Origin of the sequence: Burkholderia sp. PAMC 26561 (assembly GCF_001557535.2) — a bacterium.
Taxonomy (GTDB): Bacteria; Pseudomonadota; Gammaproteobacteria; order Burkholderiales; family Burkholderiaceae; genus Caballeronia.
Map to the genome: position 1 here is coordinate 3,164,563 of NZ_CP014306.1, position 14,533 is coordinate 3,179,095.

The 14,533-nt window shown below is 62.0% G+C and carries 15 protein-coding genes; 8 read left to right on the forward strand and 7 right to left on the reverse strand.

The genetic code is table 11. From position 1 onward, the window contains the following. The 3 genes from pbpC to AXG89_RS14530 all read left to right on the forward strand — a co-directional run bounded on the left by pbpC (position 1) and on the right by AXG89_RS14530 (position 3,785). Complete coding sequence (gene pbpC / locus AXG89_RS14520; RefSeq protein ID WP_062170032.1) at positions 1 to 2,199, forward strand: penicillin-binding protein 1C; 2,199 nt, start codon at positions 1 to 3, stop codon at positions 2,197 to 2,199. Between the two features lie 344 nt (positions 2,200 to 2,543). Continuing rightward, positions 2,544 to 3,125, forward strand: a complete 582-nt coding sequence (locus tag AXG89_RS14525; RefSeq protein WP_062170033.1) for a ComEA family DNA-binding protein — start codon at positions 2,544 to 2,546, stop codon at positions 3,123 to 3,125. A 213-nt stretch (positions 3,126 to 3,338) separates the two neighbouring features. Further along, a complete protein-coding gene (locus AXG89_RS14530) occupies positions 3,339 to 3,785 on the forward strand; it encodes a YidB family protein (RefSeq protein WP_061999556.1) in 447 nt (148 codons plus the stop codon). A gap of 70 nt (positions 3,786 to 3,855) precedes the next feature. Here AXG89_RS14530 and AXG89_RS14535 read toward each other — a convergent pair whose 3' ends face one another. The 4 genes from AXG89_RS14535 to AXG89_RS42135 form a co-directional block, all read right to left on the reverse strand. Further along, positions 3,856 to 4,290: a nuclear transport factor 2 family protein gene (locus AXG89_RS14535; protein ID WP_061999557.1), complete on the reverse strand. Its 435-nt coding sequence runs from the start codon at positions 4,288 to 4,290 to the stop codon at positions 3,856 to 3,858. A gap of 237 nt (positions 4,291 to 4,527) precedes the next feature. After that, positions 4,528 to 7,125 (reverse strand): ATP-dependent chaperone ClpB, encoded by a 2,598-nt coding sequence (gene clpB, locus AXG89_RS14540; protein ID WP_061999558.1) that lies wholly within the window; start codon positions 7,123 to 7,125, stop codon positions 4,528 to 4,530. Positions 7,126 to 7,280: 155 nt separating this feature from the next. After that, positions 7,281 to 7,784 (reverse strand): Rrf2 family transcriptional regulator, encoded by a 504-nt coding sequence (locus AXG89_RS14545; protein ID WP_062170034.1) that lies wholly within the window; start codon positions 7,782 to 7,784, stop codon positions 7,281 to 7,283. A gap of 28 nt (positions 7,785 to 7,812) precedes the next feature. Beyond that, positions 7,813 to 8,037 (reverse strand): hypothetical protein, encoded by a 225-nt coding sequence (locus AXG89_RS42135; RefSeq protein ID WP_143325528.1) that lies wholly within the window; start codon positions 8,035 to 8,037, stop codon positions 7,813 to 7,815. Positions 8,038 to 8,257: 220 nt separating this feature from the next. Here AXG89_RS42135 and AXG89_RS14555 point away from each other — a divergent pair, with 220 nt between their 5' ends. After that, a complete protein-coding gene (locus AXG89_RS14555; RefSeq protein ID WP_082771427.1) occupies positions 8,258 to 8,812 on the forward strand; it encodes a group III truncated hemoglobin in 555 nt (184 codons plus the stop codon). Here the strand turns inward: AXG89_RS14555 and moaE are convergent, their stop codons facing one another. Genes moaE through AXG89_RS14570 form a run of 3 tightly spaced genes read right to left on the reverse strand, consistent with a single transcriptional unit; the run spans position 8,813 to position 10,807 of the window. Beyond that, positions 8,813 to 9,277, reverse strand: coding sequence for a molybdopterin synthase catalytic subunit MoaE (gene moaE / locus AXG89_RS14560; RefSeq protein ID WP_061999562.1), 465 nt, complete (start codon positions 9,275 to 9,277; stop codon positions 8,813 to 8,815). A 1-nt stretch (position 9,278) separates the two neighbouring features. After that, positions 9,279 to 9,536 (reverse strand): molybdopterin converting factor subunit 1, encoded by a 258-nt coding sequence (moaD, locus tag AXG89_RS14565; RefSeq protein ID WP_062000876.1) that lies wholly within the window; start codon positions 9,534 to 9,536, stop codon positions 9,279 to 9,281. 8 nt (positions 9,537 to 9,544) lie between these two features. Beyond that, positions 9,545 to 10,807 carry a molybdopterin molybdotransferase MoeA gene (locus tag AXG89_RS14570; RefSeq protein ID WP_061999563.1) on the reverse strand — a complete coding sequence of 421 codons (1,263 nt, stop codon included), beginning with the start codon at positions 10,805 to 10,807 and terminating at the stop codon, positions 9,545 to 9,547. A 217-nt stretch (positions 10,808 to 11,024) separates the two neighbouring features. On the opposite strand from AXG89_RS14570, the gene AXG89_RS14575 reads away from it, so the two are divergent. The 4 genes from AXG89_RS14575 (at position 11,025) to AXG89_RS14590 (ending at position 14,522) form a co-directional block, all read left to right on the forward strand. Continuing rightward, a complete protein-coding gene (locus AXG89_RS14575; protein WP_061999564.1) occupies positions 11,025 to 11,570 on the forward strand; it encodes an NUDIX hydrolase in 546 nt (181 codons plus the stop codon). 15 nt (positions 11,571 to 11,585) lie between these two features. Then, positions 11,586 to 12,329 (forward strand): leucyl/phenylalanyl-tRNA--protein transferase, encoded by a 744-nt coding sequence (aat, locus tag AXG89_RS14580; RefSeq protein ID WP_061999565.1) that lies wholly within the window; start codon positions 11,586 to 11,588, stop codon positions 12,327 to 12,329. Positions 12,330 to 12,465: 136 nt separating this feature from the next. Next, positions 12,466 to 13,338: an arginyltransferase gene (locus tag AXG89_RS14585; protein ID WP_062000877.1), complete on the forward strand. Its 873-nt coding sequence runs from the start codon at positions 12,466 to 12,468 to the stop codon at positions 13,336 to 13,338. Between the two features lie 143 nt (positions 13,339 to 13,481). After that, the gene (locus AXG89_RS14590; RefSeq protein ID WP_061999566.1) at positions 13,482 to 14,522 is read left to right on the forward strand and encodes a quinone-dependent dihydroorotate dehydrogenase; all 1,041 of its coding nucleotides are present in this window, start codon (positions 13,482 to 13,484) and stop codon (positions 14,520 to 14,522) included. Positions 14,523 to 14,533: the final 11 nt, after the last annotated feature.

A 14,533-nucleotide genomic window follows, 5' to 3' on the forward strand; every position in this document is an offset into this window, starting at 1 on the left:
GTGAAACGCGCCGCCCTCGCCCTTCTCGGATGCATGCTCGCCAGCTCGGCCTACGCGCTGCCGAGCTTCGACGAGGTGCGCTCGGGCTGGCGCAGTTCCGACTGGGTGTTGCTTGGCCGCGATGGCGAGCCGCTGCAGCGCACGCGCATCGATACATCCGAACGGCGCGGCGACTGGGTCGCGCTGCAGGATGTATCGCCGGCGCTGCGCGAAGCGATCGTGGTCTCGGAGGACAAGCGCTTTTACGAGCACAGCGGCGTGGACTGGCGCGGCGCCGCGGCCGCGGCATGGGCGAACTTGTGGAACACGCGAACGCGGGGTGCGTCGACGGTGACGATGCAACTGACCGGTTTGATCGATGACGATCGCCGGCCGGGCAGAAGATCGGTTACCGAAAAAGCGACGCAAACAGTCGGCGCATTGTGGCTCGATCACGCGTGGCGCAAGGACCAGATCCTGGAGGCGTATCTCAATCTCGTGCCGTTTCGCGGCGAGATCGTGGGGCTGTCCGCGTTATCGCAGACGCTCTTCGGCAAGTCGCCATCCGGCTTGAACGAGCGCGAAGCCGCTGTGACCGCGGCGCTCGTGCGAGCGCCGAATGCGAATTACGCGAAGGTCTCGGCGCGGGCGTGCGGAATCCTGCGCGACATGAACCGGGCTAAGACGCCGACTTTGGACCCGTGCGTGAATCTCGACAGCTACGTGCAGTTGACGCTCACGCGCACGGCATCGGCGGCGCAGCGTTCGTTCGATTCAGAATCGCTCGCGCCGCATTTCGCGCGTCGTATCGCGAATGAAGTCCATCCGCAAGCCGGCGCGCGCATCAAGTCCACCATCGACACCCGCCTGCAGCGCTTCGCCCGCAATTCGCTCGCGCGCACCCTGCTCGAACTCAACGCGCGCGCGCATCAACGCAATGTGCACGACGGGGCGGCCATCGTGATCGATAACCGCAGCGGCGAGATCCTCGCGTGGGTGGGCTCGGCGGGCGGGTTATCGAATGCGCCGGAGGTCGATGCGGTCGTCGCATTGCGGCAGGCCGGCTCGACGCTCAAGCCGTTTTTATACGCTCAGGCCATCGATGAAAAACGTCTCACGCCTGCCACCTTGCTCGATGACGCTCCACTCGACCTCGCGACCGGCGGCGGCCTGTATATCCCGCAGAACTACGATCACGATTTCAAGGGCTGGGTGAGCATGCGCACGGCGCTCGGGTCATCGCTGAACGTGCCGGCCGTGCGTACGCTCGTGATGGTCACGCCGCACAAGTTCGCGAAGACGCTGGTCTCGCTCGGATTGCCGCTCACGCAGGCCGGCGATTACTACGGCTTCAGCCTCGCTTTGGGGAGCGCCGACGTGACACTTGCATCGCTCACGAACGCGTATCGCACGCTTGCGAACGGCGGCACCTCCGGTTCGATGTCCGACGCGGCGGTGCATCCTGCCGCCGTGCCCGGAACACGTATCTTCAGCCCGCAGGCGAGCTTTATCGTGACGAACATCCTTGCCGACAACAACGCCCGCACGCGTACGTTCGGCTTCGACAGCGTGCTCGCCACGCGCTTTTTCAGCGCCGTCAAGACCGGCACGAGCAAGGACATGCGCGACAACTGGGCGGTCGGTTATACGTCGCGCTATACGGTCGGCGTGTGGGTCGGGAACGCCGACGGCGCGCCGATGTGGGACGTCTCCGGCGTGACGGGCGCCGCGCCCGTGTGGGCCGCGCTCGTCAACTACCTGCACCGGCAGACGCCGAGCCGCGCGCCCGCTGCGCCCGAAGGCGTGGTGCGCACGAAGATCACGTATCAGAACGATATCGAACCGGCGCGCGACGACTGGTTCCTGAGCGGCACGCAGATGTCGCGGATCGGGTTATCGGCGAATGCTGAGGGAACCATAAAGGGTGCGGATAACTCCGGCGCGGCGCGAATCTCTACGCCGACCGACGGCACGATCTTCGCGCTCGACCCTGACATTCCCGCGGCCCGCCAGCGCGTCTGGTTCGAAAGCGGACAAGGCGCGCCTTCGGGCAGCACGTGGCGTCTGGACGGCAAGCCGGCCGGACGCGCACAACGCATGGCATGGTTGCCGTGGCCGGGACATCACACGCTGGATCTCATCGATAAACACGGCGAAGTCGTCGACTCCGTGAAATTCGAGGTTCGCGGCGCATTCGTGGAAATCAAAACCAAGGGCTGATCGAAGGCGGATTTTGTTGATAATTTTTATAAGACAAAAGACAGATTAATCGCAGCGACATTCAGAAACTGTTAAATCTCGACAGGATCGTCCCGATCCGCCACGCATCTGGTGATAATCGCAAAAGAGAATTGAAACGCTGCAGCGAAAGCGCTGCCGCAGCAAAATACTATCCGGCGATGTTGTCAAAACTAATGCTGCCCGAACCGATTCACGGTTGCCGCCATTATGCTGGCGGTCGTTTTGTCCTATGCTAGTTGGACTTTCTGGCCAGGCTTCCAGTAAAGTCGGGGCGGCACTGAGACACTGATTTCTCCTTCTGTTTTCAACCTGGAGCACTTGTCATGCTTAAAAAGCTGTTGATGTTGTTTCTGGCCTTTTCGTTGTCGATGGGCGCGGCATTCGCCGCCACTGACGTGAACACCGCCGACGAGGCCTCGCTTGAAGCCATCAAAGGGCTCGGGCCGGTGAAGTCGAAGGCGATCATCGACGAACGGACTGCGAACGGCCCGTTCAAGAACGCCGACGATCTCGCCAATCGCGTGAAAGGGCTCGGCACGAAGTCCGTAGGACATCTGGAAGAAGCCGGGCTGACCATCGGTGGTTCATCCGCGCCGCCAACCGGCGTGAAGCCCTCCAAGACGCCTGCAACCAGCACGAGCGCCGCGCCGGGCAAATCGACGGTGAAGTCTTCGGCCGCCGCCACCGCCGCAACCTCTCCTGCAGCGACCACGGCCACCACGCCTGCCGTCACGCCGGACGCGGCATCGGCTCCGAAAGCGAAGAAATCGAAGAAAGCAAAAGCCGCCGACGCCGCCAGCGGGTCGACCACCGCCAGCGCCGATGCAGCATCTGGCGCGAGCGGCGCCAAGGCATCGAAGAAGTCAAAGAAGAAGAAAGCCGCGAGCGACGCGGCTGCAACCTGAGTACAGCGGCGCGTTTCTTTCGCGCGCCGTTGACTTGATGCAAGGGCGTGTCGTTCGTGAAACGGACACAAACACGACGCTTGAGCTTCAGCGCACTCAGGTCGTTTTGCAGCAGAACACGCGTTGTCCTGACGGACGGCGCCTTGTTCGCCCGGTCACTGCAACACAACCGGGCGATATACCCAACCCGTATCGCTTTTCAGAGAGACAGCCATGAGCCTACTCGATACCCTCGCCTCCTCCTTCGGCAAATCGTCACCGGAAGGTGGCGGCGCAGCACCGGCCGGTCTGGTCGCTGTCGCCATGGAATTCATCAACAACCAGCCAGGCGGCCTGACCGGCCTGATCCAGCGCTTCCATGAAAATGGCGCAGGTGATGTGGTGTCGTCATGGATCGGTCATGGCGAAAACAAGCCGATCAGCTCGGACACCCTGACCAACGTGCTCGGGTCGGGCGCAGTCAGCGATCTCGCACAGAAGGCAGGTGTGTCGGGCGATCAGTTGAGCGGCATGCTGGCCTCCGTGCTGCCGCAACTCGTCGACAAGGCAACGCCGAACGGCGAAGTGCCGGCGGACGGCAAGCTTGATCTCGGCAGCGTGCTGGGTTCGCTCGGCGGTCTGGGCGGCCTGTTCGGCAAGAATGAAGAGCCGAAGGCTTGAGGGTTCTTCTCTTTATTGTGTTTGCTTGAAGTGACGAAGGGGCATCGGAGTAATCCGTTGCCCTTTTTCGTCAATGCTTGAAACCCTGGCGCGCGAGCAGCTTCCAGCCGTTGCCGCCCTTCTTCCAGACCATCAACTGATCGAGTTCGACATCGGTCTGCTGGCCGTCGCTTTCCACCGTTGTCGAAAAATGATCCCGGACGATGGCGTTATCGCCCGCGAGCGTCACGCTCGGCTCGGTCAGGTCGATGCGCTTGTAGTGCGTCTTCCCGCTCGTGATCGTATCGATATAAACCTGCTGGTTCTGAACCGAAGCGTTCGAATGACCGTAGCTCAAAGTCGAGGTGGTCAGCGCTTTGAGTTCGGCGCCGTTGGCCGCGATCATCGCGGCATGCAGGCGCCTGACGGCAGAGTCAAGGGACGCCTGATCGCTGGTCTTGGCGTAGACGTTCACCGACGCGGCGCACGCGACTGTCGCTGCCAACAAGAAGTTCAGTTTCGTCATGAAATGATGTGAGTTGGAGGTGATTAGAACGGACGTCCTATGACTTTCGCCTTTTATAACGGAGGACTTTCAAGTATGAGCGACGCTTTTTAGATACGACGTCAGATAACTTGGTCGCAGATTATCACGATGCCCAAAGTTCGCTAACGGGGTATACCCAAACACGCTCTTGCTCCAACCACGAAAAAAAACGCCCGATAAACCTCATCGGGCGTTTCATCGCACCACCAAAGCGTCTTAATGCACGACGCGATCGAACACCAGCTCCCCGTCCCGAACATCCACAGGGATCACGTCCTTCGGCCCAAACTTGCCGGCCAGGATCAGCTTCGCGACCGGGTTCTCGATCTGCTGCTGGATCGCGCGCTTCAAGGGCCGCGCGCCGAACACCGGGTCGTAACCCACCTTGCCGACCAACTCGAGTGCCGCGTCCGATACATCCAGCTGCATCTCCAGCTTCGCAAGCCGTTCATGCAGCCGTTGCAACTGGATCTTCGCAATCGACTGGATGTTGCTGCGGTCGAGCGAATGGAACACCACGACGTCATCGATACGATTCAGGAACTCCGGCCGGAAGTGCAGCTTGACCTCTTCCCACACGGCATCCTTCACCGCTTCGTGCGGCTCGCCGACCATCGACTGGATCACGTGCGATCCAAGATTCGATGTCATCACGATCACCGTATTCTTGAAGTCCACGGTGCGCCCTTGCCCGTCGGTCATGCGACCGTCGTCGAGCACTTGCAGCAGCACGTTGAACACGTCCGGATGCGCCTTCTCGATTTCATCGAGCAGGATCACGCTGTACGGTTTGCGCCGCACGAGCTCGGTCAGATACCCGCCCTCTTCATAACCGACATAACCCGGCGGCGCGCCGATCAAACGGGCGACGCTGTGCTTCTCCATGAACTCGCTCATGTCGATACGAATCAGGTGATCCTCCGAATCGAACAGGAACGCGGCGAGCGCCTTGCACAACTCGGTCTTGCCCACGCCCGTCGGCCCGAGGAACAGGAACGAACCATACGGCCGGTTCGGGTCCGACAAACCGGCGCGTGAGCGGCGGATTGCATCGGCCACGGCGCCAATCGCTTCGTCCTGACCGATGACGCGTTCATGCAGCTTGGCTTCGATCTGCAGCAGCTTGTCACGCTCGCCCTGCATCATCCGCGACACAGGAATGCCGGTCGAACGCGACACGACTTCCGCGATCTCTTCAGCACCGACTTGCGTGCGCAACAGGCGCGGCCGCGTGGGATTGCTTTGCTCGGCGGTCTCGGCCTGCGTCACCTGCTTCAATTGCGCCTCGAGCCCGGGCAGCTTGCCGTACTGCAATTCGGCGACCTTCTCGAGCTTGCCTTCGCGCTGCAAACGCACGATATCCGCGCGCACTTTCTCGATCTCTTCCTTCAGCGTCGCGCTGCCCTGCACGGCGGCTTTTTCCGCCATCCAGATTTCCTCGAGGTCGGAATACTCGCGATCCAGCCGCTCGATTTCCTCTTCGATCAATTGCAAGCGCTTCTGCGATGCTTCGTCCTTCTCCTTCTTCACAGCTTCGCGCTCGATCTTCAACTGGATCAAACGACGGTCGAGCCGGTCCATCTCTTCAGGCTTCGAATCGATTTCCATCTTGATGCGCGACGCGGCTTCATCGATCAGGTCGATAGCCTTGTCCGGCAGGAAACGGTCCGTGATATAGCGATGCGACAACTCCGCCGCCGCGACGATCGCGGGATCGGTGATCTCCACGCCGTGATGCAGTTCGTACTTTTCCTGCAAGCCGCGCAGGATCGCAATGGTCGCTTCCACCGAAGGTTCGTCGACGAGCACCTTCTGGAAACGGCGTTCGAGCGCCGCGTCCTTTTCGATGTACTTGCGATATTCGTCAAGCGTGGTCGCACCGATGCAATGCAGCTCGCCGCGCGAGAGCGCCGGCTTGAGCATGTTGCCCGCGTCCATCGCGCCTTCGGCCTTGCCGGCGCCGACCATGGTATGGATTTCATCGATGAAGACGATGGTCTGCCCTTCGTCCTTCGCGATGTCGCTCAGCACGGCCTTGAGCCGCTCCTCGAACTCCCCGCGATACTTCGCGCCGGCCAGCAACGCGGCCATGTCGAGCGAAAGCACGCGCTTGCTCTTGAGCGATTCCGGCACTTCGCCGTTCACGATCCGTTGCGCAAGCCCTTCCACGATGGCGGTCTTGCCCACGCCCGGCTCGCCGATCAGCACCGGATTGTTCTTCGTCCGCCGTTGCAGGATCTGGATGGAACGGCGGATTTCGTCGTCACGCCCAATCACCGGATCGAGCTTCCCGGCGCGAGCGCGCTCGGTCAGGTCGACGGTGTATTTCTTGAGCGCGCCGCGCTGGCTTTCGGCATCCTGACTATGCACCTGGCCGCCGCCGCGCACGGTGTTGATCGCGGCTTCGAGCGCCTTGCGCGTCAAGCCATGCTGCTTGGCAAGACGGCCCGCGTCGCCTTTGTCATCGGCAACTGCGAGCAGGAACATCTCGCTCGCAATGAAAGTATCGTTGAGCTTTTGCGCTTCTTTATCCGCGCTGTTCAGCAAGCCGGCAAGGTCGCGGCTGACCTGGACGTTGCCGTCCGTGCCCTGGACTTGCGGCAAACGCGTCATCGCGTCTTTCAACGCGGTTTCCAGCGCCTGAACCTGAACGCCCGCCTGCGAGAGCAGCGAGCGCGCCGAACCGTCCTGTTGCGCAATCAGCGCAGCAAGCAGATGAACCGGTTCGATGTATTGATTGTCGTTGCCGACGGCGAGACTCTGCGCGTCGGCCAGTGCTTCCTGAAACTTGGTCGTGAGCTTGTCGATTCTCATATTGAGACCTCCAAATGGGATGTATTCAAAATGAGGCGCGATCCGGCACTTTCAAGCGCTTCGGTGCCCGAAAACGGCAATTTTTTGGATAAATCGTTAAATCGGGCGCGAGGGAAGCCGAGGATGCGGAAGCTTTGGAGCAGGTAGCAGAAGGCCTAAGTTCGACCGGCGCTCTGACCCGATCCGCCTTTGTCCGAGCTTGGGTGAGGCATGAACCGCACGATACCGAGCAAACCCGCCAGCTCGTCCGCCGGCGACGCCAGATCCCCTATGGTATGCCGGTCGAGCTCGGCGAGGAAAGCATCGCGCGCCGCCGCAAACACGCCTCTCAACTGGCAGTGCGACTGGATCACGCAATGCCGATGCGCTTCATGGTCCCCGGCGAAGCAACCGACGATGGAAAAATCATTTTCTGTCTTGCGCACTACCTCGCCGATGGTCAGAAGCGGCGTACGAGAGTCGAGCCTCAGGCCGCCGTTACGGCCGCGAAGCGTTTCGACCCAGCCCAGTTCTCCAAGACGCTGCACCACTTTCATCAAATGATTCTTCGAGATGCCGTACGCCTCCGAGATTTCCTGGATCGTCGCCAGTCCTTCCGGGCGCACGGCCAGATAGAGCATGACGCGCAGGGAATAATCGGTGTAATCGGTTAGTCGCATTAGGGTAATCGCGTAACAATCGCGTTATTCAGTCGCGCTTCGATGCCGCATGGGCGGGCGCATCGATTTGAAAGGTGGCGCGTTGGCGGCGCCGTTCACGCGCAGGGATCGCGCGCCAAGGGTCGTCGGGCACGCACACGGGCAAACCGCGCGGCGCGGCGATGGAAGGCTGAACGTAGGGGCCGGAGCCGACATGCGTATGTCCGGACTCGGCTCGAGCGTCATCGTCGCCGCGGCAAGCCGTCGCTGACACGACGGAGGTTTCACGCTGAAACGTCGATTATCATGAGACGCCAACTCGCAGGAGAACGTGAAACCGTATTTCACGGCATGGGCGCTATTCTGCGACAAATTTCCCATTTATTCACTTTTCTTCGAAATCGCCCTTGTTCTGAGGCTTGGTCCGCGAATAAAGGACCGGTATAAAACGCGGGTTCAGCCGCTTCAACCATTGCACGAAACGCATTCAAGCCATGACCGATCCCGCAGTCCAGCCCACGCCGCCTGTTCGCGCCTCGCAGGCTAGCGAAGCCAACATCCGCGAACTCGTCGAAGTTTTTTACCGTCGTGTAGATGAAGATCCGCTGCTCGGCCCGATCTTCGCGCGTGAGTTGGCAGGGCGCTGGGACGCTCATCTCGCGAAGATGACGACTTTCTGGTCGAGCCTCGTGCTCGGGACGAAGGACTATTGCGGCAACGTGCAGGAAGCGCACCGGCCACTTGGCGATATCGAACCGCAGCACTTTGCGCGCTGGATCACGCTATTTCTTGATACCGTCGAAAGCCGGTACGAACCGGCCGCCGCAGTCCAGTTCATGGAACCGGCGCTGCGCATTGCGCAAAGCCTGCAGTTGAGCAAGTTTGGCTGGGACTATCGCATTCCCGAGGCACAGGTTGCGCTGCTGGCGTCGCTCAGGCGCTTGCGCAGAGGTGAGCGGGAAACGGAAGCGGCGGAGCATCTGCGCGATCGCAGCGGTGCTACGTCGTTTCCCGTGAATGTGACGGACACAGGCAGCGAGAAGTCCTGATCAGCGGGCCGCGGCGCCCCATCGCGCACGCGCGGCGTCGTCGGATTCGCGTGCATCGACCCATTTCTCGCCGTGCTCGGTCTTCTCTTTCTTCCAGAACGGCGCCTGCGTTTTCAGGTAATCCATCACGAACGCGCACGATTCGAACGCTTCCGCCCGATGCACCGCGGTCGTCGCGACCAGCACGATCTGATCGAGCGGCAGCAGCTTTCCCACCCGATGCACGATCAACACATCCGATCCTGGCCAGCGCCCGCGCGCCTCGCCTGCAATCGCTTCGAGCGCCTTTTCGGTCATGCCGGGATAGTGTTCCAGTTCCATGGCCTGGACGGTATGGCCTTCGTTCAGATCACGAACCGTCCCGACAAAACATGCAACCGCGCCGACCTTGGGGTTGTCGGCACGTAGTGCGGCGACCTCGGCGCTGATATCGAAATCGGTTTCCTGCACGCGAATCCGGGTCATCTCAGCCGCCTGTGACCGGAGGGAAAAACGCGACCTCGCAGCCGTCCGTGATGCGCCGCGACGGGTCCGTCATCTCGTGGTTGCAAGCCATGCGCAGCGACCGCCCTTCCCCCAGCGTCTCGGCCCACACGCCGCCGCGCGCGCGCAGCCAGGCACGGACATCGCCAACGTTGGCAACGCCGTCCGGCACTTCGACACTTTCATTTGCCACACCGAGCGCTTCACGCACGCTCGCAAAAAACCGCAACTCGACTTTCATGATTGCCTTCAACGCATCAGTTCTGAAAACGGGATAAAACGCACGATTTCGCCGGCCTGGATGGCGTGGTCCGGAGGGTTATCGATCAGTCCGTCACCCCATACCGTCGATGTCAGCACCGCCGAACTCTGGTTGCCGAACACGTCGAGACCGCCGGCGGCGTTCACACGGGCGCGCAGGAATTCGTTGCGGCGATCACCCTTTTTCTGCGTGAAATCCGCCCGCATGGAATACACGCGCGGTTCGACCGCGTCCACGCCCGCCAGTCGCAGGATAAACGGCCGCACGAACAGCAGGAACGTGCAGAAACTCGAAACCGGATTCCCCGGCAAGCCGATAAAAAACGCCTCGTCTTCCGCCCGGGAAGCCTCGCGCCTGACCGCGCCGAACGCGAGCGGTTTGCCGGGTTTCATCGCGATTTGCCACATGGAAATGCGCCCTTCGGCTTCCACGGCGGGCTTGACGTGATCTTCCTCTCCCACCGACACCCCCCCGCACGTAAGAATCAGGTCGTGATCGCGTGCCGCCCGCCGCAGCGTCTCGCGGGTCGCGTCGAGCCGGTCCGGCACGATTCCGAGGTCCGTCACCTCGCAGCCGATCGTGGCGAGCAGCGCGCGCAAGGTGTACCGGTTCGAGTTGTAGATCGCGCCCGGGCGCAGCGGCTCGCCGGGCGTGGTGAGTTCGTCGCCGGTGAAAAACACAGCCACGCGCACGCGCCGCGCGACCTCGAGCGCAGCACATCCCACCGATGCTGCCAGCCCCAATGCCTGCGGTGTGAGCCGCGTCCCGGCGGCCAGGATGACAGCGCCGCGACGGATATCAGCGCCTTGCCGGGTGATCCACTCGCCTTCTGCCGGAGCCTGCGAGAAGCTTGCGCCGTTGTTATCGAGACGAACCATTTCCTGCATCACGATGGCGTCCGCGTCCGGCGGCACGGTCGCACCCGTAAATATCCGCGCGGCCGTGCCGGCGGCCAGCGGCTCGGCTATGGCGCCGGCCGGAATGCGCTGCGACACGGGGAGCGTCACACCGTTAGAGCCGGAAGCCCCGGCGAGATCCGCCGCCCGCACCGCGTAGCCGTCCATGGAGCTCGTGCGCATGGGCGGCACGTCGAGCGGCGACACCACGTCGGCGGCGAGCACGCGGCCGAGCGCGTCGAAGCAGTCGACGGTTTCCGTGCCGTCCACCCGGCGCGCGGCCGCGAGCAAGGTGGCGAGCGCGTCGGCGGTGGACAACATCGGCGGGCGTGATGCGGCGGGCGTGGTGGACATCGGCAGGATGAGTTAGTGACCGTGAAATGGACGACGCAAAAAAAGCGCCGCATCCGAAGGACTTATATTGTAGCCAGAAGCGTCCGCCCGCTCGCACCCGATCCGGGGCCATAGACCATCCGGACAAGTCGCCGATGCAACCGCAACGCGGCCGCGACCCGTCCGCGCGCCCCGGCCTCGGTGATACACTCGCACGACACTTTCAGACTTCTCCCCTATGAAATTCTGCTCCGTCTGCGGCCACGAAGTTAGCCTGCTTGTGCCTCCCGGCGACAACCGCGAACGTTTCGTCTGCGGCAACTGCGGAACGGTGCATTATCAGAATCCGCGCAACGTGGTCGGAACCGTCCCTGTCTGGGACGACAAGGTTCTGCTGTGCCGCCGCGCGATCGAACCGCGCTACGGCTTCTGGACGCTGCCGGCGGGTTTCATGGAAATGAACGAGACGACCAGCGAAGGCGCCTCGCGCGAGACGCTGGAAGAGGCCGGCGCACGCGTCGAGATCCAGAGCCTCTTCACGCTGCTGAACGTGCCGCATGTGCATCAGGTGCATCTGTTTTATCTGGCGCGTTTGCTCGATCTGGATATCGATGCCGGCGAGGAAAGCCTCGAAGTGAAACTCTTCGATGAAAGCGAGATTCCCTGGGACGAAATTGCGTTCCCGACCGTCGGCCAGACGCTGCGTTTCTTTTTTGCCGATCGCGCCGCCGGCACCTATTCGCTGCACACCGGCGACATCTTCCGCTCACTGCGCGAAGGCTGAGCGCCGCCCCGCATCATGGTTCCATGGCTCGCATCCGACGATCCGTTTCCGCCCGTCGAGCGCGCACTCGGCGAGGCGAGCGGCGCGCCCGGTTTGCTCGCGGCGAGCGCCGAATTGCAAAGCTCACGTTTGATCGATGCCTATCAGCACGGAATTTTCCCCTGGTATTCCGATGGCCAGCCCGTCCTCTGGTGGAGCCCGGACCCCCGCATGGTCCTGATTCCGGATGAATTCAAGGTCTCGGATTCACTTCGCAAGACGCTGCGACGGGTATTAAAGGACGCAGCGTGGGAAATTCGCGTCGATCACGATTTCGCCGGCGTGATGCGCGCGTGCGCGCAGACGCCGCGTGAAGGCCAGCGCGGCACGTGGATCACGGCGGACATCGTGGAGGCGTATTCGTCTTTACACCGCGACGGACGCGCGCACAGCATTGAAAGCTGGTTCGAGGGCAGGCGCGTGGGCGGTCTTTACGGCGTGTCGTTCGGGCGGATGTTTTTCGGCGAATCGATGTTCGCGCACCGCACTGATGCATCAAAAATCGCGCTCGCGGCACTCGTCGGACACTTGCGCCACCATAAAATAGAGATGATAGACTGCCAGCAGAACACGTCGCATCTGGCCTCGCTGGGCGGGCGCGAGATCACGCGGAAGGCATTTCTGCGACACCTTCGCTACGCCGTGTTCGAGCCGCCGATTCCCTGGCAGTTCGACAAGTCGGCACTGCTCGCCACGCTTGGGGTCAATGCGGAAAGCTGAGAGCGCCCGAGCCAATCGCGACGGCAAGACAATTCAACGCAGGATCGAGTATTTCGAACACAGTGCCTTGTTTGGCCGGCAACGTCAGTCCGGCAACACAACGAGGCGACAGACGTTTAGAACGAGAGCTGCCAACGTGACTCACCCCAATGAGCTGCCGCTTTCACCGCTTTCGGCGTTGCAATTCTATGCAACGGCGCCGTATCCCTGCAGCTACCTCGACGGGCGCATCGCCCGCTCGCAGGTGGCGACGCCCAGTCACCTGATCAACTCCGACGTCTACACCGAACTCGTCAAGGCCGGCTTCCGGCGCTCGGGCGTGTTCACGTACCGGCCTTATTGCGACGGTTGCCGGGCGTGCGTGCCGGTGCGTTTGCCTATCGATGGATTCAAGCCCAACCGCACCCAGCGGCGCGTCTGGAAACAGCACGGCGACCTGGTCGCGAGTGTGGCTCCGCTTCACTACGACGAAGAACATTACGCGCTCTACATGCGCTATCAGTCGGCGCGGCACGCAGGCGGCGGCATGGATCGCGACAGCCGCGACCAATACGAGCAATTTCTGCTGCAAAGCCGGATCAATTCGCGCCTGGTGGAATTTCGCGAGCCGGTGGCGCCGGTCGAAGCTGCCGCGAGCACGGAAAGCGACGACGGCAAGCCCAGCGACGATCCACCCGCGAAAGGCGTGCTGCGCATGATCAGCATGATCGACATCCTGGGTGACGGCTTGTCTTCGGTGTACACATTCTTCGAGCCGGACATGCCGCACACGAGCTTTGGCACCTACAACATCCTGTGGCAAATCGAGCAGGCGCGCAGCCTCGACCTGCCTTTCGTGTACCTTGGCTACTGGATTCGCGAGAGCGAAAAGATGGCATACAAGGCGAACTTCCGGCCATTAGAAGGATTGATCGATGGCCGCTGGGATCTGCTCGATCCCCTTACGATGCACTCCGCCGGAACGCCGCCGATGCCCGGCAAGATGGCCGCTGACAAACCGCGTCGCTAACGGCGGCACGCGCCGGGTTACTGCCAGGTCCGCCCCAAACGGATTTTTCCGCGAAATTCAACGTTCCGACACAGCTTTTCGGCCGTCGCCATTAAAGCCGTTAAAATGGCGCGTCTCAATTTTTGCCGTTCCGGCCTCTCCTCGTGTTCAGTTCCCTCTACCCGCTTGCCCGCGCGCAACTTTTTCGCATGGATGCGGAAGATGCCCACCATCTGACGCTGCGCATGCTCGGCGCCGCCGGCCGCACCGGTTTGTCCGGCATGCTCGCCGAGCGCGCGCCCGACTCCCCGCGCACCGTCATGGGCCTGAACTTCCGCAATCCGGTCGGGCTCGCGGCCGGGCTGGACAAGGACGGCGCGTGTATTGACGGGCTGGCGTCGCTGGGGTTCGGGTTCATCGAAGTGGGAACGGTCACGCCGCGCGCCCAGCCCGGCAATCCGCGCCCGCGCATGTTCCGGCTGCCGGATGCGCAAGCGCTCATCAACCGGCTCGGCTTCAATAACCGCGGCGTCGATCAGTTCGTCGAGAACGTGCAGGCGGCGCGGTATCGCGGGATTCTGGGGCTGAATATCGGGAAGAATGCCGATACACCCATCGAACGGGCCGCCGAAGATTATTTGTATTGCCTCGAGCGCGTGTATCCGTTCGCGAGCTACGTGACCATCAACATCTCGTCGCCGAACACGAAGAACCTGCGCCAGTTGCAAGGCGCGGGCGAACTCGACGCACTGCTCGGTGCGCTGAAGGACAAACAGCAACGTCTTTCCGACATGCACGGCAAGCTCGTGCCCCTCGCGCTCAAGATCGCGCCCGATCTCGACGACGAGCAGATCAAGGAGATCGCCGCCACGTTGCTGCGTCATCAGATCGACGGCGTGATCGCCACCAACACCACGCTGTCACGCACCGCTGTGACCGGCATGAAACACAGCGATGAAGCTGGTGGTCTGTCCGGCAAGCCGGTGTTCGAGGCGTCGAATGCGGTGATCCGAAAGTTGCGCGTGGAATTGGGCAATGCCGTGCCGATCATCGGCGTGGGCGGCATCATGTCGGGCGATGACGCGCGTGAAAAACTGGCGGCGGGGGCATCGCTCGTGCAGATCTACACGGGCCTCATTTATCGCGGACCCGCGCTCGTGACAGAGTGCGTGGAAGCGCTGTCGCGCCAGCCAGCCGCTGTATGACGCGCGAAGCA